Origin of the sequence: Streptomyces sp. 7N604, assembly GCF_052245475.1 — a bacterium.
In the GTDB taxonomy this organism is placed as follows: domain Bacteria; phylum Actinomycetota; class Actinomycetes; order Streptomycetales; family Streptomycetaceae; genus Streptomyces.
Genome location: NZ_JBQQBX010000029.1, coordinates 86,707 through 107,239, shown reverse-complemented (window position 1 = coordinate 107,239; position 20,533 = coordinate 86,707). Strand labels below are relative to the sequence as shown.

Below are 20,533 nucleotides of genomic sequence, written 5' to 3'. Positions count from 1 at the left end.
TCACTCCTTCAGCAGCCCTGCGGGCCGGGCGCGGTGCTCTTCGAGGACGCCCGTGCGGTGCCGCTGGACGAACCAGTAGTAGGCGAAGCCCACGCCCGCGACGATGCCGATGAAGACGAAGGCGCCCCACTGCAGGTACCAGTGGCGCGGGCCCGTCGCGTTGTAGACGTCGGGGCGCGGCCAGGCGAGGTTGATGGACATCGCCGCGCCCCACAGCACGGCGATGATGTTGACCGGCAGCCCGAAGCGGCCGAGCGAGAAGCGCCCCTCGGCCGGCTTCCACCGGCCGCGCAGCCGCTGGACCAGCATCGGCGTGGTGACGGCCAGATAGGCCAGGTAGATCATGATGATCGCGATGCTGGTGATCACCGAGAAGATCTGCGGCTGGTTGATGTTGACCACCAGGATGACGACGCCGACCAGGCCGATGACGATGGACGGCACCACCGGGGTCTGGAAGCGGGGGCTCACCCGGGCGAGGAGCGAGCCCGCGGGGAGGTTGTTGTCCCGGGCCATGGCGAACATCAGCCGGATGCCGGCGGCGTGCACGGCCAGCGCGCACACCGTGATCGCCACGACCACGCTCCACAGCACGATCTCGCCGACGGTCGAGCCGAGCACCGTGAGCACCACGTACTGCAGACCGCCCGTGGACAGCTGCTCGGCTCGCAGATCCGGCACGGCCATCAGCGCGAAGAGCAGAATGAGCCCGCCGATCACGAAGGAGGCGACCAGGGCCCGCAGGATGGCGCGCGGCGCGTTGCGCGAGGGATCCAGGGACTCCTCGCCGAGGGACGAGGCCGTGTCGAAGCCGTACATCACGTAAGCGGAGGCCAGCGACGCGGTCAGGAATGCGCCGAAGTAGCCGAGGTTCTCGCCGCCGCCGAGCCCGTAGGTCTCGGTCAGGGTGGAGCCGGGGCCCCGGGTGATGTGCGCGGCCAGCAGGATGATCAGCACGATGGCGGCGATCAGCTCGATGAAGACGCCTGCGGAGTTGATCCGGGCCATGAGCTTGACGCCGAAGGCGTTGATCAGCGTGGTGAAGAGGATGAGCGCGGAGCCGAGCAGTACGGCGTTGGCCGCGGCGTCGGTCTCGCCGGTGCCGTCGCCCACGAACTGGAAGAACTGGTCGATCTGCGGCAGCGTGATCTGGTAGGCGAGGGCGACGGCCGACAGCGTCACCATGGTCGCCGTCATCATCATCCAGCCGCCGATCCAGCCGACATGGGGGCCGCCGAGCTTCTTCGCCCAGTTGTAGACCGAGCCGGCCACCGGGTAGCGGGCGGCCAGCTCGCAGAAGCACAGGGCGACCATCAGCTGTCCTGCGAAGACCATGGGCCAGGACCACCAGTAGGCGGGCCCGCCGAAGGCGACGCCGAAGTAGAACAGCTGGAAGGTGCCGGTGAGGATGGAGATGTAGCTGACGCCGGCCGCGAAGGTGTGGAAGTTGCCGAGTGTGCGCTTGAGTTCGGGGCGGTAGCCGAGTTCCGCGAGCGATTCGTCGTCGTGCCGGTCGCCGGGCGCGGGGGCCGGGCCCGACGGTTCCGTGGCGGTCACTCGAACCACCGCTGCGGCCGGGGCGAAGTGTTGCGCCAGATGTGCTTGGACTCCTGGTACTCGGCGAGCCCCGCGGGCCCGAGCTCCCGGCCGATGCCCGACTGCTTCATGCCTCCCCATTCCGCCTGCGGTACGTAGGGGTGGAAGTCGTTGATCCAGACAGTGCCGGCGCGCAGTTTTGAGGCGATCCGTTCCGCTCGCCCGGCGTCCTGCGTCCACACGCCTCCGGCCAGGCCGTACATCGTGTCGTTGGCCAGCGCGAGGGCCTCGTCCTCGTCGCGGAAGCGCTCCACTGTCAGGACGGGGCCGAAGGACTCGTCCCGCACCACGGACATGCCGGGCACGCAGTCGTCCAGCACGGTCGGCAGGTAGTAGTACCCGTCCCGGAGCGCCGGGTCGTCGGGGCGCTTGCCGCCCACACGGAGCACCGCGCCCTCGTCCAGGCCCGCCGCCACGTACGCCTCGACCTTGTCGCGGTGCGCGGCCGAGATCAGCGGGCCGGTCCTGGCGTGCTCGTCGAAGGGGCCGCCGAGCCGGATCGTACGGGCCCTGGCCGCCAGCTCGTCGACGAACGCGTCGTGCAGCTCCTGCTGCACCAGCAGCCGCGCCCCGGCCGAGCAGACCTGCCCGGAGTGCAGGAAGACGGCGGTGAGGGCGTAGTCGACCGCGGTGTCGAAGTCGGCGTCGGCGAAGACGATGTTCGGGTTCTTGCCGCCCAGCTCGAGCGCGATCTTCTTCACGGTGGGCGCGGCCGCGGCCATGATGTGCCGCCCGGTGGCGACGCCTCCGGTGAAGGACACCAGGTCGACCCGCTCGTCGCTGGTCAGCGGCGCGCCGACGGCGGGCCCCGCGCCGAGCACCAGGTTCGCGGCCCCGCTCGGCAGCCCTGCCTCGGCCAGCAGGTGCATGAGCCCGATGGCGGTGTGCGGGGTGAGCTCGCTGGGTTTGAGGACGAAGGTGTTGCCCGCGGCGAGCGCGGGGGCGACCTTCCAGGCGGTCTGCAGCAGCGGATAGTTCCAGGGCGTGATCAGCGAGCAGACGCCGACCGGCTCGTGCACCACCCGGCTGTCGACGCCGGGCTGCCCGGTGTCGACGACCCGGTCGCCCGCCCCGGAGCCGATCAGGTTGCCGAAGTAGCGGAAGCAGTTCGCGATGTCGTCCAGGTCGTACTCGCTCTCCACGAGCCGTTTGCCGGTGTCCAGCGACTCGGCTCTGGCGAGGGCGTCCTTGTCGCGCTCCAGAAGGTCGGCGACGCGGAGCAGCAGGCGGGCCCGCTCGGCCGCAGGGGTCCGGGGCCAGGGGCCGCGGTCGAAGGCGTCGCGGGCCGCGGCGACCGCGGCTGCGGCGTCCTTCGGCCCGGCCTCGTCCACGGCGGCCACGAACGCGCCGTCCGCGGGGCAGCGGATCTCGCGGGTCTGTCCGGCCACGGCGGCGGTCCATCGGCCGTCGATGAAGAGCTCCGGCATGGGCTACCTCCGGGTCCGCCCGGTGCCCCGGGGCGCGGCGTGCCCACGTGACGTGCACCAGGGATGAGTTTATGTGATGCCCGTCACAGGCGCGCCACGCTGTTGATGAGACGTTCAGAGACCGTTGATCGGCGGCCGCGAGAGTGGCCCTTATGTTGATCCACTTCATACGTCCGGAAGTGCGCGAGCCCGACTGGGAGCAGGCGCTGTGTGCGCAGACCGGTCCCGAGTTCTTCTTCCCGGAGGCGGGCGGCTCGACGCGGGAGGCCAAGCGGGTGTGCCTGGCCTGCGAGGAGCGCGCCCAGTGCCTGGAGTACGCCCTGGTCAACGACGAGCGCTACGGCGTCTGGGGCGGCCTGTCGGAGAAGGAGCGGGCCAGGCTCCGTCGCCGCTGAGGGCGTGCTTCGCTGCGGGGGCGGCGCACGCGTACGGCTTGGACGGAGCAGAGGCCGAGCAGGTCGGGGAGGGGTTGAGCAGGGGCTGATCAGGGCGCTGATCTGGGCTGATCTGGGGTTGGGCAGGGATTGAGCAGGGGCGGCGCGAAAACGATTTGGCGGAAGGGCCCCGAGCGCGTAAGGTCGTGTTCACCGACGCGGGGTGGAGCAGCTCGGTAGCTCGCTGGGCTCATAACCCAGAGGTCGCAGGTTCAAATCCTGTCCCCGCTACTCATTGGTGGGCCCGGTGCAAGCGCACCGGGCCTGCTGCTTTGATGGGCGGCATGAGCATCTACGAGATTCCGCTGCGCACCCTCTCCGGCGAACCGACGACCCTGGCCGAGCACCGGGGCAAGGCCCTGCTGATCGTGAACGTCGCGTCCAAGTGCGGTCTGACCCCGCAGTACACCGGCCTGGAGCAGCTGCACGAGCGCTTCGCAGGCCGCGGCTTCAGTGTCCTCGGCGTTCCCTGCAACCAGTTCGCCGGGCAGGAGCCGGGCACATCGGAGGAGATCGCGGAGTTCTGCTCAGCGACGTACGGCGTGACCTTCCCGCTCCTGGAGAAGGCGGAGGTCAACGGCGAGGGACGGCACCCGCTGTACGCGGAGCTGGTGAAGACGCCGGACGCGGAGGGCGCTGCGGGCGATATCCAGTGGAATTTCGAGAAGTTCCTCGTCAGCCCGGCCGGCGAGGTGGTCGGGCGGTTCCGTCCGCGCACCGAGCCGGAGGACGCGGCGCTGGTCTCCGCCGTGGAGGCCCAACTCCCGGCGTAGGCAAGCCCGGCCGGCCGCCGCTACGGCTTCACCGCGATGCGGCCCTCGTCCATGCGGAGCAGGAGGAGGGCCGCTCCGGTCTTCTCCAGGAACTCGTCCACGGCCTGGCGGGAGCCCTGCCAGTAGCCGTAGTCGTCGATGAGCAGCACGCCGCCGCTGACCAGGCGGGGGTAAAGGTGCTCCAGCTCGTGCCGGGTCGACTCGTACCAGTCGGTGTCCAGGCGCAGGACCGCGATCTCGTCCGGCGCGGCGGCGGGGACCGTGTCCTCGACCAGGCCCTGCACGTAGTGGATCCGCTCCCCGGGATACGGGATCTCCTCGAAGCCCCGCCGTACGTCGTCCAGCGTGGCGACGGCCCAGATGGGGCGGTCCTTCGACTGGCGGGCCAGAAGGTCCGCGGCGAATTCGCCGTCGCCCCGCCGGTCCTTGTCCGTGGGCGGGGGCATGCCCTCGAAGGTGTCGAAGAGATAGAGGTCGCGGGTGGTCTCGCGGGCGGACACGAGCGTACGGGCGACCGCCTGCATGCTGCCGCCGCGCCACACGCCGCACTCGACGAACGCGCCCGGGATCTGGTGCCTGGCGACGTGACGGGTGGCGAGGATGAGCGCGTTCAGCCGTTCGGGGGAGGTCATCGTGTACGGCCGCACGGCCTGGATGCACTCGCGCGCCTCGTCGTCGTAGTCGGCGGGGAGTCTCAGCGCGCTCGGCCCGCTCGGCCCGCTCGGCCCGCCGGACGACGGCGCTGGGGTCTTGCCCCTGGCGCGGCGCCGCAGCCGCGCGGCGGGCGCCTTGCGCACCTCGTAACCGGTGAGACCGCGAAGTGATCGGTTGACCGCATCTTTCCAGCCCATACAGGCAACGTAGCCCCGGACTGGCCCGGCTGCTCGGGGAGAGGGGCGGGGGGACGAGTGCGGCCGCCGCCCGAGCGCCTCAGCGCGGCACCCGGCCCGCCGCGCGGCGGAGGATCGGCTGCGCGGCGTACGGACCAGTCGCGCGCCGGCGCCATTCGCGCGGGTAGCCGAGCGAGACCTCGGTGAACCGGACGCCGTCCTGCCAGAGCGTGCGCGGGATGTGCAGATGCCCGTAGACGACTTCCGCGGCCCGGTACTTCACATGCCAGTCCGCGGTGAGCTCCGTGCCGCACCACAGGGCGAACTCGGGGTAGCGCAGGATGCGGGTCGGCTCACGGGTCAGCGGGAAGTGGTTGGCCAGGACGGTGCGCAGGCCGGGGTCGAGGTCCGCGAGCCGCCGCTCCGTCTCGGCGACGCGGGCGCGGCACCACTCCTCACGGGACGTCAGGGGATCGGGGTGCAGCAGCATCTCGTCCGTGCCCACCACCCCGGCGTCGTACGCCATGCGCAGCCCCTCGCGCGCGTTGGCGGCGCCCTCGGGCAGAAACGAGTAGTCGTAGAGCAGGAACATCGGTACGACGGCGACCGGGCCGCCTTCGCTCTCCCAGACGGGATACGGGTCTTCGGGGGTCAGCACGCCCAACCGGCGGCACAGGGCGACGAGATGGCGGTAGCGCTCCTCGCCACGCAGCTGCACCGGGTCGTCCGGCGGGGTCCACAGCTCGTGGTTGCCGGGCAGCCAGATCACCTCGGCGAAGTGCTGCTTGAGCGTGGTCAGGGCCCATTCGATGTCGCGGACGAACTCGCCCACGTCGCCGGCCACGATCAGCCAGTCCTCGTCGGTCGTCGGCCGGAGCCCCTCGACGATGGGCCGGTTCTCCTTGTGTCCGACGTGCAGGTCGCTGACGGCGAGCAGACTCGGCAGACTCGGCAACGCCCCTCCTCTCCCTCCGCACGGGCCGAGCGGCCCGCCCGCACTCCAAGGATGGGGCATACGGTGGGGCGCGCACCGAGCGGGGCGCGCCCCACCGCGTGCCGCGCCCTGCGCCGGTCGGCTACGTTGTGTCGGGCGCCAACGGCGGCGCGGGTCTGTGTGGGGAGTTGCGTGCAATCCGGGGATGCGGCCACAGTGCTGCTGGCCGATGACGAGAAGGCCATCACCGAGCAGCTCAGGCCGGTGCTGCAGCGGGCAGGATTCCAGGTGAGTGTGGTGCACGACGGGTCCGCGTCGTTACGGCGGCTCGTCGAGGACGACCCGGACCTGATCGTCCTCGACGTCGTCATGCCGGGACTGAGCGGGCGCGACGTACTGCGGGAGCTGCGCCGGCAGGGACGGTGGACCCCGGTCGTCCTGCTGACCCGGGTCGGCGAGTCCACCGAGCGCGCGATGGCCCTGGAGGAGGGCGCGGACGACTACCTCAACAAGCCGTTCGACCCCTACGAGCTGGTGGCCCGGCTCCGCGCGGTACTGCGCCGGGCGCGGCGCGGGCTCCCCCCGCTGGTCGCCGCACAGCAGCTGCGCGCGGGTGCGCTGCGCCTCGACCGGGTCTCGCGGCGGACCTGGCTCGCGGGGCGCGAACTGACGCTGACCCCGAAGGCCGCTCTGCTGCTGGACTACCTGATGACCCATCCCGACGAACTGCTGACCAGGGAGCGGCTGCTGGAGGCGCTGTGGGGATGGCAGTGCGCGACGGGCACCCGGGCGGTCGACAACCGGATAGCGGAGCTGCGCCGCGCCCTGGGTGACGAACCGGGCAGGGCGGCGCGGTGGATCGAGACCGTTCCGGGCCAGGGCTACCGCTTCGCGGTGCCGGTGGAGCGGATGGCATGACCGTGCGATCGCCTGCGCTACGGATGCTGCGCGTGTGGAAGGGGCCGCTGCTGTGCGTGGCGGTGACGGCGGGGGCGGCCCTTTGGCTGAGGCGGACGGCTCCCGGCACGGAGGTCTACATCAGCGGCTCGGCCGCCGCGGCGGCGCTGGGCTGCGGGACGACATTGGTGCTGCTGGCCGCCGCCACGGTCCTGGTCCGGCTCCGGATCGTCGCGGCTCGCAGGACGGGGGCGCTCCAGGAGGCGGCGGCCGGCCGGGCGGCGCACCACCGTTTCCTGGAGCGGCTCGACCACGAACTCAAGAACCCGCTGACGGCGATCCGGGCGGGCCTGGCGAACATCGCGGCGTCCAGCGCGGCGACAGAGCCCCTCCGAGCCACCGTGACGGGCGTGGAGGCGCAGACGGTACGGCTGGAACGGCTGGTGAGGGACCTGCGCAAGCTCACGGATCTCGCCGACCGCCCGCTGGACCGGAGGCCGGTCGACATCGGGGAGCTGCTGACCGAGGCCGCGGAGGCGGCCGCGGACGTGGAGGGCATGAACGGGCGCGAGATCAAGGTGGTGGTCCCGACGGTCCCCTGGCCGCTCCCGCCGGTCGTCGGGGACGCCGACCTGCTGGCACTGGCCGTGCACAACCTGGTGGTCAACGCGGTCAAGTACAGCGGCCCGGACGGGACGGTGGAGCTGCGCGGCTTCCACGAGCGCGGGCATGTCGTCGTGGAGGCCGCGGACACCGGCATGGGCATCGAGGCGGACGAGGCCCCCCAGGTGTGGGAGGAACTCGTCCGCGGGCGCGCGGCGCGGGCCCTTCCCGGATGCGGGCTGGGACTGTCGCTGGTGCGCACCATCGTGCAGCGGCATGAGGGCGGCTGCGAGCTGCACAGCGTCGCGGGGGTGGGAACGGTGGTACGGCTGCGCCTGCCGGTCCATCCGGACCTTCCCGGCAGGCCGGGGGCACGACGGGATGTCGCGAACTCGGCACACGCTCGGCAAACCCGTGCCACACCCGCCCGCTACCGTAAGAGCGTTTCTTGACGCGGCAGTTCAGGACATCCCGGGGAGCGCCCATGCGCGTATCTGTCATCACCGCTGTCGGGGTCGGCCTGGCGGCGCTGGCGGTCAGCGCCTGCCAGGTGGGCGTGGTCGACAAGGCACCGCGCCCGACGGCCCCGACGGCAGCGCCCCCGGACCTCCCCGACGCCATTGAGGGCCGTGAGCGGTCCTCCGACGCGCCCACCAAGTCCGCGCGCCCGACCACCTTCACCGCGACGGCGACGCCCTCGCACACCCCCAGTCGCGTCAGACCGGTCGAGCACACGACCGAGGTGCGCGAGGCGCCCGAGACGTCCGACAAGCCCCGGAAGCCGAGCAGTTCCCCCACGAGCCCGAAGCCGCAGCCCACATACGGCGCAGGTGTCCAGGAGTGGGATGGCGCCACCATCGACTGCCAGGGCAGAGAGGTCGTCATCGAGGCCAGCGGTGCCACGGTGGGCCTCCGCGGCGAGTGCCCCAGCGTTTCGGTGTACGGCGACGTCGACGACATCGTCATCGACCGGGTCGGCGAGGTCACGGTGTACGGCGAGAACAACGACGTGAGCTGCGGCCGCGGCCTCGACGGCGCGCAGCCGAGAGCCCACTCCAACGGCGGCGACAACGACTTCACCGGCTGCGGCACGCCCGACTGAGCCCTGCTCCTCCGGCACCCCGCGGCTTCTCGCGACCGCCCGCGCCACCTGCCCTGACACCCGGCCGGCCCGCCCCGGCACCGGCCGGGCACCCTGCACCGGCCGGGCACCCTGCACCGGCCCGCCACCCGGCACCGGCCGGGCGCCCTGCACCGGAACTCGGCCGCGGCCATTCCCGTACGCCCGCCGCCGGACGATCTCGTACGCCGAATTTCGTACAGCAAATTTCGTACAGCCGAATGTCGTACGCCGCACGGCGCGCGGACACCGCGACACCGGGGACGGGTGCGTGGCCTCCGGTGCACCCGCCCCTCCGCCCCCAAGGAGGTTCGCCATGCGGCCACGCCGCGGTCCCCATTCCGACGATCGCGCGGAATCCCGCTCCGACGCCAAGCTGCTCAGCCTGGTGCGCGAGGGGTGGACCGCCGCGTTCGGGACGCTCTACCGCCGCCACTATCCCGCGGTGTTCGGCTACGCGGCCCACTGCGTCCGCCGTCCCGCCGACGCACACCAGCTCGCCTGCAGGGCCTACGCCGAAGTGCTGCGGGAGACCCTGGAGGGAACCGTCGCGGTGCTCGACCGGCGCCACCATGGCTGTCTGCGCTTACGGCTCCTGAACGCGGTGCGCACCACGGCCGTCCAGATGCACACCGCGGCCGTCCAGGGCCAGGCGTGCGAGGTCTCCTTCACACCGAGGTTCCGCAGTTGGGTGGCCCATGGCTGCCAGTGGCCGCTGTACGACGACCGGCCGCTCATCACCTCGTTCACCGGCTTGCCGGAATGCGCGCGGTGCCTGCTGTGGCACGCCGTCGTGGAGCGGGACGAGCCCGGGCTGGTGGCGAGAATCACCGGGCTGGACCCGAGGCAGCTCGCCCTGAGAACGGGGCAGGCCACGGACATGCTGCACCGCGCGGTCGCCGACGCCGGCACCGGGGCCGGCTCCTCCGAGGAGCTGTCCATCCGGCTGCGGCGGATGCTGCCGCCGCTGCTGCTGGGCTGGTGGCCGGGGCACACCTATCAGGTGACCAAGGCAGCCACCGCGCCGCCGGAACGCGAACCGCGGTTCCTCGAACGCGCGCTGCTCGGGCTGGACATCGAGAGCCTTCTGCCCGAACCGGCGCCGTATTCCATCCCCGGATCCTTTCCGGAACCGATTCCCGAGACCGGCCCCGAGCCCATTCCCGAAACCGGACCCGGACCCGGACCGATACCCGAAACCGGCCCCGGACCGATTCCCGAAACCGGACCCGGACCGATTCCCGAATCCCGTCACGGATCAGTTCCCGAAGTGGTGCCCACCGGCCCGGGGCGCAGGCCCGGGGAGCGCGGAACCGGAGCCTCCGGCCCACGGCACCCGCTGCCGCTGCCGTTGCGGGCCACTGGGCTCGGTGCCGTGGGGTTCATCGCTGTGCTGGCCGCCCTGGTGTGCCTGCCGAAGGGAGAGCCGGCCGCTCAGGACAACCCGCCCGTGCCCGCCGACACCTACGCGGTGCAGGCCCGTACCGTGCCCGGCCGTGGCGAGCACCCACAGGCCAGGGCACTCGGCCCCTCCTCCTGGCTGCGCTACGACCGAGTGGACTTCACCGGCGCCGCGGCCACCCGGCTCAATGCCTGCATCTCGGCCCCGGTCGGCGGGCGCGGTGTGCTGGAAGTGCGGCTGGACTCGCTCGCCGCACGCCCGCTCGCAGTGCTCGCCGCGCCCGCCGACGGCTCCGTCGGCGAGGTGTCCACCCCGATCCCCGCGACCCGGGGCGTGCACGAGGTGTACCTGACCGCCCACTGTTCGACATCGGCCGCGGCGTGCACCGAGGTGCTGTGGTTCGGGGCGGGCCGGTCAGGCGGCGATCGGTGACGGACTCCCATCCACGCACACGGTCATATCCGGCGGTCGTCACCCGTGCCGTACCGCCCCGTGAGGAGGAGAGCAGCCGTTTTCCACATCCCTTGGCGAGGCACCGAGCGGTCCCGGTGGGCGACGACCGGCGCGGCCCCGCATCGCCGCCCTCGCAGGCTCCGGGGCGCAGGGCCTGGACGACGGCCCCGAAGGTCCGCAGACTGCCCGAGGGATCCGGCTCCCGCTCCCAGTCGACGTTTCCCGTGACCTCGGCGTTGTCGGTTGTCATACGCGGCCCCTCCAGCAGATCGTCGCTGAGCCAGCCGCCAACCCCGGCCACGCACGGACGTGTGCAAGGCCGCGCCTGCCGGCTCACCCCCGCGCTCTATGCCCCGACGGGCACGCTCCGCATCGCGGCCACCGTCACGTGCGGCGAGATACTCCCCGCCCAATCCGGCCGACCTCCCAGCCGGACGGCGAGTCGGGATCTGGCCTACTCCTGGTCGTCGCGCTCGCCGACCTCTGAGGCACGGAGCCGTACCCGCCCGCGAGCAAGACCTTGTGGCCGAAGCTGGGCTACGGCCCCGACTGAACGCGGCATCGGGTCGGGCGGCCAGGCGGCGAGTTCCTCATTACCCTCGCCTTCCAGGGCGCAGGACGAGGCCGCCGTCCGCCGGGGACTCCACGGTGACCGTGCAGCCATGTAGAACGAGTAGTACGCTGGGCGCATGAGTGACAACGCGGAGGTCCCGCTGAGGGAACTCAACCAGCAGACATCGCGCGTCCTGGCCCGTGTGGCCGCCGGGGAGACGGTCACCATCACCAAGGACGGGGTGCCCATAGGAGACATCGTGCCCCGGGGTGCGCTGACGGGCCGGCCTGCGTACCCGTTCCGGACCGACCCCATGGGGGACCTGAACCTTCCGGATCTGGGCGGTCCCGTACTTGACGACGACGAGATCGAGGCGACTCTGCGGGGCATGGGCGGAGCCGATGCGGCTGAGGGGACAGATGCCTGACATCCCGGTCGCGATCGCCGACACCAACGCCCTGTACCGACTGTTCACGGCGAAGGACCCCCGCCACGCGGCCCACCGGGAAGCACTCGCGCGCATGGGCCACCTCGTGGTGTCGCCCATGGTGCTCACCGAGCTGGACTACTTGTTGACCTCAAGGATCGGCCCTACGGCGTCCATGAACGCGCTCGACTTCATTGCCCAGCAGGCGGAGACCCGCCGGTTCGAGATCCCGGATACCGCGCCCCACCTCCGGAGCGCCATGGCGGTGATGCGCGGGTACGCGGACGCGGACGGCGGAGCAGGGGTGGGACTCGTTGACGCGATGAATGTGGCCCTGGCGTCAGCCTTCCAGACGGCGGACGTGTTCACCACGGACAGCCACTTCCGCATGATGCGGCCGCTCACGGGCCAGGCCGCCTTCCGGCTGCTCCCCGACGATCTCTGACGACTTCCGGGGCATGGAGCCGCCGCCCGTCGAGGGGGGACGAGCTTCCCCAAGAGCCTCGTAGGAGACGGCGTGATCGAGTCGCAATCGCCGGTGCTGCGCGCCGACGGGAGCCTGAAGTTCCTCGTCCTCGCCGGTTCGCCCGTCCGCGCCGAGACGCTGCCCGGCATAGCAACTCTCCCTCGGCGCGGCTTCGGTGGTGGCCGGGCGCAGCTCCGACGGCCTGGCCGAGTGGCGTACGGAGGACGACTTCCCACTGGTCGACTACCTCGGCCACTCCTGGCGCACCCCGCACAAGGCCCGGCTGGTCCGCGGCTCGAATATGGCCGCCGCGACCTCGTAAGGCGGCTGTTGGGTGCCCGAGGGCGGGTCACCGGTTGGCCTCGACGGCGGGACTCGTGAACTGCACCGACTCGGGGGCGTGGAGCAGGTCGGCATCGAGGCGGAGGGACTCGCCGTCTCCGTCGCCGGGCTTGCTCTGGGGCGAGGCGCGAGCACAGACACAAAGACGCGGACTGCGACCGTTAGCCACAATCCGCGTCACTTGAACACACATTTAAGAAGTAAGTGTCCGAGGGGGGACTTGAACCCCCACGCCCTTTACGGGCACTAGCACCTCAAGCTAGCGCGTCTGCCATTCCGCCACCCGGACGAGGTGAACCGCGGTCTCCCGCGGCGACGTCCACCACGATACCAGGGGTTCGACGTGGCTTTCACCTGCGTATCCACGGGTGCTGTTGCACTTGGAGTGAGCGGCGTGACACAACCTGTGCCGAGCGGATCGGCGATCGGCAGGAGGCACAGCCGCCGGAGGCCCAGGCCGCTGTCGCCGCTGCGCGAGCGGCTGCGCGAGCGGCTGCGCGAGCGGCTGCGCGACTCGTCCTGGTTCGCGCCGGTGCCGGGGGCTGCTCGCTGCTGGTGCTGTCGCTGCCGAGGTGCTCCACCGGGACGGGGACGGGGCCCCGAGCGGCAGTTCTCCAGCTCTCCCGACTCCCCGGCAGGGCATCAGCTGAGGCCGGGCCGGGACCGTCGCCCGGCCCGGGCCGGACGGGACGGGCCAGTGGCCGAGCGGCCGGGCTGCGGGGCCGGGCGCGCGCTGGGCCCGGCCCCGTACCTCCGCTGCCTACGCCGCCGTCGGCATCAGGTGGTAGTCGGGGAAGTTCCCCGGCAGCCGCTCGCCCGCCGGGCCCTGGGTCACCGCCCGTACGAGCAGCTCGCCGCCCACGAACGCGCCGCGCCAGGACGCGCCGAAGCCGCCGAACAGCTCCTCCCGGTCGCCGCGCGAGCGCGGCTTGCCCAGGCCGACCTTGAAGGCCCGCACCTCGGAGGCGAGCCGCCGCGCGGTCTCCTCGTTGTCGCAGGACAGCGTCGCGACCAGCGCGCCGTTGCTGGCGTTCATCGCGGCCAGCAGCTCGGCCTCGGTGTCCACCAGCACGATGGTGTCGACGGGGCCGAAGGGCTCGGCGTGGTGCAGCGGCGAGCTGGGCGGGGGGCCCAGCAGCGTCACGGGCGGGAGGTACGCGGAGGTGTCCTGCCCGGACAGGAAGCGGCTGTCGTCCAGGCTCCCGCGGTGCAGGGGTACGGCGCCCCGGTCGATGGCCTCGGCCACCTGGTCGCCCAGCTCCTTGGCCTTCGCCGCGTTGATCAGCGGGCCGAAGTCGAGCTCGGGCAGCGGGTCGTCGGGGGATGCGACCGCGAGCGGGTGGCCCAGGCGTACGGACTTCACCGCCGGGAGGTAGGCGGCGAGGAAGGAGTCGAAGAGCGAGCGCTGGACGACGAAGCGCGGGTAGGCGGTGCAGCGCTGCTTGCCGTAGTCGAAGAGCTTGGGGATCACGGCCGAGAGGGCGTCCCAGTCGCTGTACTCCCAGATCCCCCAGCAGTTGAGGCCCTCCTGCTCGAGGATGTGGCGCTTGCCGAGGTCGGCGACGGCGGTGGCGACCCGGCCGCCGGTGTCGCGGCCGCCGACGAAGGAGACGCAGCCGATCTCCGGTGAGCGGACCAGGGCCTCGGACAGCTCGCTGCCGCTGCCGCTGACCAGCGTGACCGGGACACCCTCGCGGTGGATCAGGGCGCACGCGAGGGTGAGGCAGGCCAGGCCGCCGTCGGTGGGGGCCTTGGCGATGACGGCGTCCCCGGCCAGCGCCTGGACGAGCATGGCGTGGACGAGCACGCTCATCGGGTAGTTCCAGCTGGCGATGTTGCTGACCGGTCCGTCGAGCGGGACGCGGTCGCCGAGCATGGGCTCGATGCCGTCGACGTACCAGCGCACCCCGTCGATGGCGCGATCCACATCCGCCTGGGCCAGCCGCCACGGCTTGCCGATCTCCCAGACGAGCAGCAGGGCGAGCAGCTCGCGGTGCTCGGTGAGCGCGTCGAGAGCGGCGGCGACGCGGGCCCTGCGCTCGGGCAGCGGTACGTGCCGCCAGCCGCGGTGCTGGTCGAGGGAGGCGCGTACGGCCTGCTGGGCGGTGGTGGAGTCGAGCCGGGGCGGTCCGGCGATGGGGCTGCCGTCGACGGGACTGGCGGCGGGCAGCGGGCGGCCGTCGGCCTGCCAGCTCCCGGCCCAGAGGTTGAGGACGCGGTCGTGCCGGAAGGCCTCGGGGGCGACGGCCAGACAGCGCTGCCACGCGTCGGACCAGGCGGTTCCGGGCTTGAGGGTGAGGGTGGATGCCATCGGGTGTCTCCGCTCTCGTTGCACGGGCGGGGCGGGGATGTGGCTTTTCGGCCGGGTACCCCGAGCGAAGTGCCCGACCTCTCTTTACTGGACGGTAGTGAGTGAGGGCGGATCCGGATACGGACTCCGTGTCAACTATGAGTCAGGTCACCTGGAGCCGCGATCCGGTCCAGGACGAGACCGGTGGCCTCGGACGGCGTGCCCCGATCCTGATGCCTGCGGCCTCCAGGGCCTGGCCTCCTTCTTCGCCTGCGCCGTGCCGGACGAGCCCGGCACGATGGCCCCGGCGTGGCCCGTCGTCCTGCCCTCGGGTGCGGTGAAGCCCGCGACGCAGCCGATGACCGGCTTGCTGACGTGCTCGGCGGCGTACGCGGCGGCGCGCTCCCCCGCGTCGCCGCCTCTCCGGTGAGCACGATCAGCAGCTCCTGCACAGCGGCTTCGGGTCAGACCGCGTCAGGACGAAGCTCGGCGGTGAGCGGCCGGGCCCCGAACGGCGCTGCCGTCAGCCGGGGTTCCGCCGGCTATGCATCCTCGCGGGAGGGCGGACCGGCCCAACTGATATACCGATCCCAGGCATTCGTGGAGCAGGGAGTCGTCGGTGAGTCAGTTGGAGAACGAGCCGGGCGCGCGGATTCGCCGCGCCCGCCAGGAGGAGCGGGACGCGATCAGCAGGCTGCTGGGAGAGGCGTTCATGGACGACCCGGTCAGCGGCTGGGTGTTCCCCGACGAGGCGCACCGACGGGCCGTCCAACCCCGCTTCTTCGGCGTCTTCCTGGACGCGGCCCTGAGCGGGGGGTGGGTCGACGTCACCGACGACCTCTCGGCGACAGCGCTGTGGCTGCCCGTACCGGCGGGGAACGGGGAGGGCGACGAGGACGAGGGCGACGACATCGGCGCCCTGCTGGCGGAGGCCGACCCCGGCAACGAGCGCCCCGGCATCGTCGGCCGCCTCACCTCCGAGGCCCACCCCCAGCACAGCGCCCACTACTACCTGCCCCTCATCGCCGTCACCCCTTCCCGCCACGGCCAGGGCCTCGGCAGCGCACTGCTGGCCCAGGTCCTGCGGCGCTGCGACCGCGAGGAAACCCCCGCCTACCTGGAGGCGAGCAACAAGCGCAGCAAGGCTCTCTACGAGCGCCTCGGCTTCGTCTCCACCGGCAAGACGGTCGACCTCCCGGGCGGCCCGCATATGTGGCCCATGTGGCGCGAACCGCGCCCCTGACCCGTATATCGTCCGCAGCTGGGAAGAGCTCTTCGGGCGCCGCACGTGGCGGACGATGGCCGCGGCGTGGCCCCGAGCGAGCCGGCGACCCGTTCGCCGACCGGATGAATGCCATCCCGAAGTACGGCGTGTCCGGCACGCACGGTCGTGCACGTGTGCACCTGCCGGCCGGTCGCCGAGCGGCAGGTCGCTGTCGGACGTCCTCTAGCCGGGCAGTACGCACACCGGGGCCGGTGCCGCGAACGGACTTCCGGTGGCGGCCAGTTCGCCCGTGGACCTGTCCACCGTGAAGGTGGTCACGGAGCCGGACTTCTGGTTCGCGGCGAAGAGCAGCTTTCCGTCGTGAGAGAAGGCGGTGTGCCGAGGGAAGTCGCCGCGCACCGGCACCGCGTCCAGCAGCGTGAGCGTCGCCCCGGCGTCGCCCACGGCGTAGCGCGTGATGCCGTTGAGTCCGCGGTTGGCCAGGAAGACGAACCGGCCGTCCGCCGACACCAGCACCTCGGACGGGTAGTTGCGCTCGACTGCCGGGGCATCCTTGGGCGCCGTGGGCTGGGGCGTGCCGACGCTGAGCTTTCCGGTGCCGCTCTCGTAACCGCAGACCACGATCGTGTTGTCCAGCTCGTTCGCCAGATAGACGAATCGGCCCGACGGGTGGAAGGCGAGGTGACGCGGCCCGGCGCCCGGCCGCGTGGCGGCCTCCGACGCATGCGCCAGTCGGCCCGTGCGCTCGTCGAGGCGGTAGCTGTGCACCCTGTCGGAGCCCAGGTCCACCGCCAGGACGTGCGCGCCGTCCGGGTCGGTGATGACCTGGTGCGCATGCGGGCCGGTCTGCCGATCGGGGTCGGGACCGGAGCCGGTGTGCTGTACGAGATCGGTACGCGCACCCAGGCTCGCGTCCTCGCGTATCGGGTGCACGGCGACGCTGCCGGAACCGTAGTTCGCGCTCAGCAGGTAGCGGCCGCCCGGGTGCACGGACAGATGGCAGGGAGCGGCGCCTCCGGTGCTCTCCGAGCCGAGTACGACCGGTCCGCCTGCGCCGCCGCCGAGCGCGATGGCGGTCACCGCACCCTGATCCTGTTCGTTGACCGCGTACAGGGCCTGCCCGCCTCGCGCGAGCGCGAGGAAGGAGGGGTCCGCGACTCCCCCGATCACTCCGGTCGAGGTGAGCTGTCCGGTCTCCGGCTGATAGGTGGCGAGCCCTATGCCGGTGCCGCCACCGCCGCCCGAGGTGTACGTACCGAGATAGCACGGCCTCGTACGAGTGGGGCGGCCGTGGCCTTCGCCGTGGCCGTGGCCCTGGCCGTTCTGGAGCGGCGGGGTCGCGACAGCGTTCCCGGCTGCCGCCGACCCCGCGGCTATACCCGTTGCCGCCATGCCCGTTGCGGCCACGCCGAGGAAACGGCGGCGGCCCATCCCTCCGTTTGCGCCCATGCTCTGCACCCTCCGGATTCCGGTTCGGTTCCTGTCGACCGTGGGTGAAACATTGGCCTGAACCAATGCACATGACAAGGCACGCAATCGAGATTGCACACAGCGCAACGAAAGGAAGGGGCGGGCTCAGGCTCAACCCTTTGTGAAACGCCATGTCTTGCTGTCGCTGACCACGCAGACGCCGGGCGAGAGCACGATGACCCGCAGAGTCCCGGTGCGGCGGTCGAAGTCGATGCCCTCGGCCTCGAAGTTCCCGGAGCAGCTGCTCTGCAGGGGCAGTTGGCGCAGCGCCGTGACGTGGCCGGTGACATCCGAGCCGGACGGGGCCGCCGAGAGGTCCACCTGGAGCAGGGGCTTGGTGATGCCGAAGAGCGACCCCTCCGGGTCGTCGGAGGAGCACAGCAGCGTGGCCGGGCCGGAGAAGTCGCAGCCCTGCACATCGCGTACGGCGTGGTCGAGGTTGATGGCGAAGCCGTAGGGCAGGTCCGCCGAGGGGGAGGTCGCGGGGTTGATGCCGGGGGTGGGGAAGACCAGCAGCCGGGTGGTCGTACCCCACTCCCCGGAGACCATCCACTGCCCGTCGGGCGAGATCGTGACGAACGAGTTGTTCAGGGCCTCCCCGGACACCAGCTCGTGGGTGTACTCGGACCAGCTGCCGTCCGGCGCCTGCACGCGGAACATCTTGGCGCCGCCGTCGTCCCGCTGGTACGGCTCGATGTAGTGGCCGTCGTAGGAGGCGTCCGGGTCACCGACATGGTTCCAGCCACGGCTGCTGACGTCGCCGGGGATGGTGCCGATGCCGGTGTAGCGGTTGGGGCTGTCCGCGGGGACCTCGACCGAGGTCAGCCCCTGACTCTCCGTCAACGGATCCGCGCGGTCCGACCCGGCCTCCGTCCAGGTGTCCGCCCCCAGCGCGGGCGCGGCACATACGGCTACGGCCACCGCCGCCGCGACCGCCATGGTGACCCCGCGCCGACCGAAACGACCGCGCTCACCATGCCGACAACGTTGCCAGAAACTCATCGTGACCCCTTTCAACCGCACCGGACCGCCTGGGACTGCGGCTCAGTCTGGCAGAGGGATCGGTCATGGACAGGCCAACTTCTCCCCAACTTCCGTGTCATCTCAGGGATGTGAAGTGGCGGACACGCGGCAGCCACCCGACGGCGGTCTGCGTCAGCTCGCGGCCGGGCAGGGGTCCAGGTCCGGGTAGGGCGCCGCACCCGTGGTCTTCCACAGCGTCTTCGACAGCGCGTCGACCCACGTCCCGTCCCGGTAGGAGCGGCTCAGGGCCCTGTTGAGGAACTCGCACATCTGGGTGTCGCCCTTGCGGTACCCCACGCCGTAGCGCTCGGAGCTGAACGGATCGCCGACGACCTTCAGTTCTTCGGGCTTCTCTGCGGCGTAGCCCAGCAGGAGCGCGCCGTCCGTGGTGACCACGTCGACCGACTCGTCGAGGAGCCGGTCGACGCACGCGGTGTAGGTGTCGTCGGAAACCGGCTTGGCCCCGTACGTCTCCTCGACCCGCTGAATCGATGTCGTGCCCGCGACCGAGCAGACCTTCTTGCCCTTGACGTCCCGCGGGCCGGAGATGCTCGTGTCGTTCTTCCGTACGAGCAGCTGCTGACCGGTCTCGTAGTAGGGGCCCGCCATGCCGATGACCTTGCGGCGCTCGGGGGTGATCGAGTAAGTGGCGAGGACGAGGTCGACCGTCCCGTTCTGCAGGTTCGCCTCGCGGTCCTTCGGCACCGTCTCGACCCACTCGATCTTCTCGGGCGCGATGCCCAGCTTCCCGGCGATGATCTTCGCCATCTCGATGTCGAAGCCCACCGGCTCTTCGGAACCGGACTTCTTCAGGCCGATCCCGGGCTGGTCGAACCCCACGCCGATCCTGATCCTGCCCGCGGAGTGGAGCTTCTCCATGCTGCTGCCGGGCTCGAAGGTGGGGTTGGGCACCACCCACACCTCGTCATCCGCCTCGGTGTCCGTGCCGCCGCACCCGGCGGCGAAGAGGGCGGCGGCTATGCATACGGCGATGCCCGCCGCGAATCTCTGTCTGCGTCTACGGACGGTCATGCGGTGCTCCAAGGATGGTGATGCCGGGCTCGCCGGCGGCCGAGACTCGCGTGGTCCGACCCTCACCCCGCTCCCCCGGCCCCGCCGAGGCGAGCACTGTACGGCACGGCAACGGCCTGCCGGTATCGCCCGGAACTGCGGAGCAGGTCACATGTGAGAGTCGGAGTTGCCGGCACCGTGCGATCGGCGCCGATGTCAGGCCTGACCCTGCACGTGCAGGACAATGAGGTCGTGAAGGTCACCTCACCGCACGGCAACCCGGTGACCCACGGCAACCTCTTCACCTAGGGCCGCTTCGGCTACCAGCACATACGCAGCGTCGATTGAACCGAGTGAGGCTGATCATGGGACGGGGCACCGAGCGACGCCGCGTCGTACGCATCCGGGACGAGGCGGTCAGCACGCGCCCCGACACGCTCGTCGCCGAGGAGCCACTGGAGATCCGGCTCAACGGCAAGCCGCTGGCGATCACCATGCGCACGCCGGGCGACGACTTCGCGCTCGCCGCCGGGTTCCTGGTGAGCGAGGGCGTTCTCGGCACGGCGGACGAGCTGGCGAACATCGTCTACTGCGCGGGGGCTACGGCCGACGGCTCGAACACGTACAACGTGGTGGACGTGCAGCTCGCGCCCGGTGTGCCCGTCCCCGGCATCACCCTCGAGCGGAACGTCTACACCACCTCGTCGTGCGGGCTGTGCGGCAAGGCCAGCCTGGACGCCGTACGGACCACGGCCCGCTGGCCGATCACCGACACTCCCTCGGTCCGGGTCGAGCCCGCCCTCCTGTCCGCACTCCCCGACCGGCTGCGGGCCGCTCAGCGGGTCTTCGACCGGACCGGGGGGCTGCACGCGGCGGGGCTGTTCTCCGCGGGGGGCGAGCTGCTGGACCTGCGGGAGGACGTCGGCCGCCACAACGCCGTCGACAAGCTGATCGGCCGGGCGCTGCAGTCCGGGTCGCTGCCGCTGTCGCGGACGATCCTGCTGGTCTCGGGCCGCGCGTCGTTCGAGCTGGCCCAGAAGGCGATCATGGCGGGCATCCCGGTGCTCGCGGCGGTCTCGGCGCCCTCGTCGCTCGCGGTGGACCTGGCGGTCGAGAGCGGGCTGACGCTGGTCGGGTTCCTGCGCGGCAGGTCCATGAACGTGTACGCGGGTGAGGAGCGCGTCGCCCTGCGGGCCGCGGCTGCGGGACGCTGAGGCGCGGGCCGGTCCTCGCCGGGTTGTGGGCCGGCGTTCCCAC

19 protein-coding genes, 2 tRNA genes and 2 pseudogenes are annotated in these 20,533 nt (G+C 71.5%); 12 read left to right on the top strand and 11 right to left on the bottom strand.

The window, feature by feature from the left end:
• Together ACTWP8_RS29005 and ACTWP8_RS29000 are read right to left on the bottom strand one after the other, a co-directional pair.
• Positions 1–1,557, bottom strand: coding sequence for an APC family permease (locus tag ACTWP8_RS29005; protein ID WP_443325048.1), 1,557 nt, complete (start codon positions 1,555–1,557; stop codon positions 1–3).
• Positions 1,554–3,023 carry an aldehyde dehydrogenase family protein gene (locus tag ACTWP8_RS29000; RefSeq protein WP_443325047.1) on the bottom strand — a complete coding sequence of 490 codons (1,470 nt, stop codon included), beginning with the start codon at positions 3,021–3,023 and terminating at the stop codon, positions 1,554–1,556. The genes ACTWP8_RS29005 and ACTWP8_RS29000 overlap by 4 nt, the downstream gene beginning before the upstream one ends.
• A gap of 152 nt (positions 3,024–3,175) precedes the next feature.
• On the opposite strand from ACTWP8_RS29000, the gene ACTWP8_RS28995 reads away from it, so the two are divergent.
• The 3 genes from ACTWP8_RS28995 to ACTWP8_RS28985 all read left to right on the top strand — a co-directional run bounded on the left by ACTWP8_RS28995 (position 3,176) and on the right by ACTWP8_RS28985 (position 4,230).
• A complete protein-coding gene (locus ACTWP8_RS28995; protein WP_443325046.1) occupies positions 3,176–3,418 on the top strand; it encodes a WhiB family transcriptional regulator in 243 nt (80 codons plus the stop codon).
• 196 nt (positions 3,419–3,614) lie between these two features.
• A tRNA-Met gene (locus ACTWP8_RS28990) sits at positions 3,615–3,688 on the top strand.
• Between the two features lie 53 nt (positions 3,689–3,741).
• Entirely contained in the window at positions 3,742–4,230 is a 489-nt protein-coding gene (locus tag ACTWP8_RS28985; RefSeq protein ID WP_443325045.1) for a glutathione peroxidase, read from the top strand.
• Between the two features lie 20 nt (positions 4,231–4,250).
• Here the strand turns inward: ACTWP8_RS28985 and ACTWP8_RS28980 are convergent, their stop codons facing one another.
• Both ACTWP8_RS28980 and ACTWP8_RS28975 read right to left on the bottom strand, forming a co-directional pair.
• On the bottom strand, positions 4,251–5,081 hold the full coding sequence (locus tag ACTWP8_RS28980) for a TylF/MycF/NovP-related O-methyltransferase (RefSeq protein ID WP_443325044.1): 831 nt from the start codon (positions 5,079–5,081) through the stop codon (positions 4,251–4,253).
• A gap of 79 nt (positions 5,082–5,160) precedes the next feature.
• Positions 5,161–6,075 carry a metallophosphoesterase family protein gene (locus tag ACTWP8_RS28975; RefSeq protein WP_443325043.1) on the bottom strand — a complete coding sequence of 305 codons (915 nt, stop codon included), beginning with the start codon at positions 6,073–6,075 and terminating at the stop codon, positions 5,161–5,163.
• Between the two features lie 111 nt (positions 6,076–6,186).
• Here ACTWP8_RS28975 and ACTWP8_RS28970 point away from each other — a divergent pair, with 111 nt between their 5' ends.
• The 4 genes from ACTWP8_RS28970 to ACTWP8_RS28955 all read left to right on the top strand — a co-directional run bounded on the left by ACTWP8_RS28970 (position 6,187) and on the right by ACTWP8_RS28955 (position 10,448).
• The gene (locus ACTWP8_RS28970; protein WP_443325042.1) at positions 6,187–6,912 is read left to right on the top strand and encodes a response regulator transcription factor; all 726 of its coding nucleotides are present in this window, start codon (positions 6,187–6,189) and stop codon (positions 6,910–6,912) included.
• Complete coding sequence (locus ACTWP8_RS28965) at positions 6,909–7,946, top strand: sensor histidine kinase (protein ID WP_443325041.1); 1,038 nt, start codon at positions 6,909–6,911, stop codon at positions 7,944–7,946. Before ACTWP8_RS28970 ends, ACTWP8_RS28965 begins: the two co-directional genes overlap by 4 nt.
• 32 nt (positions 7,947–7,978) lie before the next feature.
• Positions 7,979–8,596 carry a DUF3060 domain-containing protein gene (locus tag ACTWP8_RS28960; protein WP_443325040.1) on the top strand — a complete coding sequence of 206 codons (618 nt, stop codon included), beginning with the start codon at positions 7,979–7,981 and terminating at the stop codon, positions 8,594–8,596.
• Between the two features lie 334 nt (positions 8,597–8,930).
• Positions 8,931–10,448, top strand: coding sequence for a carbohydrate-binding protein (locus ACTWP8_RS28955; RefSeq protein ID WP_443325039.1), 1,518 nt, complete (start codon positions 8,931–8,933; stop codon positions 10,446–10,448).
• Positions 10,449–10,605: 157 nt separating this feature from the next.
• On the opposite strand, the pseudogene ACTWP8_RS28950 reads toward ACTWP8_RS28955, so the two are convergent.
• Positions 10,606–10,719: pseudogene (locus ACTWP8_RS28950) on the bottom strand (transcriptional regulator); the annotation flags it as partial.
• A gap of 439 nt (positions 10,720–11,158) precedes the next feature.
• On the opposite strand from ACTWP8_RS28950, the gene ACTWP8_RS28945 reads away from it, so the two are divergent.
• The 3 genes from ACTWP8_RS28945 (at position 11,159) to ACTWP8_RS28935 (ending at position 12,237) form a co-directional block, all read left to right on the top strand.
• Positions 11,159–11,449 (top strand): type II toxin-antitoxin system Phd/YefM family antitoxin, encoded by a 291-nt coding sequence (locus ACTWP8_RS28945; protein WP_443325038.1) that lies wholly within the window; start codon positions 11,159–11,161, stop codon positions 11,447–11,449.
• The gene (locus tag ACTWP8_RS28940; RefSeq protein WP_443325037.1) at positions 11,442–11,894 is read left to right on the top strand and encodes a PIN domain-containing protein; all 453 of its coding nucleotides are present in this window, start codon (positions 11,442–11,444) and stop codon (positions 11,892–11,894) included. Before ACTWP8_RS28945 ends, ACTWP8_RS28940 begins: the two co-directional genes overlap by 8 nt.
• 199 nt (positions 11,895–12,093) lie before the next feature.
• A complete protein-coding gene (locus ACTWP8_RS28935) occupies positions 12,094–12,237 on the top strand; it encodes a hypothetical protein (protein ID WP_443325036.1) in 144 nt (47 codons plus the stop codon).
• A gap of 225 nt (positions 12,238–12,462) precedes the next feature.
• Here the strand turns inward: ACTWP8_RS28935 and ACTWP8_RS28930 are convergent.
• The 3 genes and pseudogenes from ACTWP8_RS28930 to ACTWP8_RS28920 form a co-directional block, all read right to left on the bottom strand.
• Positions 12,463–12,546, bottom strand: a tRNA-Leu gene (locus tag ACTWP8_RS28930).
• Between the two features lie 471 nt (positions 12,547–13,017).
• On the bottom strand, positions 13,018–14,568 hold the full coding sequence (locus ACTWP8_RS28925; RefSeq protein ID WP_443325035.1) for an aldehyde dehydrogenase family protein: 1,551 nt from the start codon (positions 14,566–14,568) through the stop codon (positions 13,018–13,020).
• A gap of 131 nt (positions 14,569–14,699) precedes the next feature.
• Positions 14,700–14,967: pseudogene (locus ACTWP8_RS28920) on the bottom strand (succinate--CoA ligase subunit alpha); the annotation flags it as partial.
• Between the two features lie 199 nt (positions 14,968–15,166).
• Here ACTWP8_RS28920 and ACTWP8_RS28915 point away from each other — a divergent pair.
• Positions 15,167–15,790, top strand: coding sequence for a GNAT family N-acetyltransferase (locus ACTWP8_RS28915; protein ID WP_443325034.1), 624 nt, complete (start codon positions 15,167–15,169; stop codon positions 15,788–15,790).
• Positions 15,791–15,994: 204 nt separating this feature from the next.
• On the opposite strand, the gene ACTWP8_RS28910 is transcribed toward ACTWP8_RS28915, so the two are convergent.
• From ACTWP8_RS28910 to ACTWP8_RS28900, 3 genes are all read right to left on the bottom strand, one after another.
• Positions 15,995–17,221, bottom strand: a complete 1,227-nt coding sequence (locus ACTWP8_RS28910) for a lactonase family protein (protein WP_443325033.1) — start codon at positions 17,219–17,221, stop codon at positions 15,995–15,997.
• Between the two features lie 132 nt (positions 17,222–17,353).
• The gene (locus tag ACTWP8_RS28905) at positions 17,354–18,181 is read right to left on the bottom strand and encodes a hypothetical protein (protein ID WP_443325064.1); all 828 of its coding nucleotides are present in this window, start codon (positions 18,179–18,181) and stop codon (positions 17,354–17,356) included.
• A 216-nt stretch (positions 18,182–18,397) separates the two neighbouring features.
• The gene (locus ACTWP8_RS28900; RefSeq protein WP_443325032.1) at positions 18,398–19,297 is read right to left on the bottom strand and encodes a glutamate ABC transporter substrate-binding protein; all 900 of its coding nucleotides are present in this window, start codon (positions 19,295–19,297) and stop codon (positions 18,398–18,400) included.
• Positions 19,298–19,641: 344 nt separating this feature from the next.
• Here ACTWP8_RS28900 and fdhD point away from each other — a divergent pair, with 344 nt between their 5' ends.
• Complete coding sequence (fdhD, locus tag ACTWP8_RS28895; RefSeq protein ID WP_443325031.1) at positions 19,642–20,490, top strand: formate dehydrogenase accessory sulfurtransferase FdhD; 849 nt, start codon at positions 19,642–19,644, stop codon at positions 20,488–20,490.
• Positions 20,491–20,533: the final 43 nt, after the last annotated feature.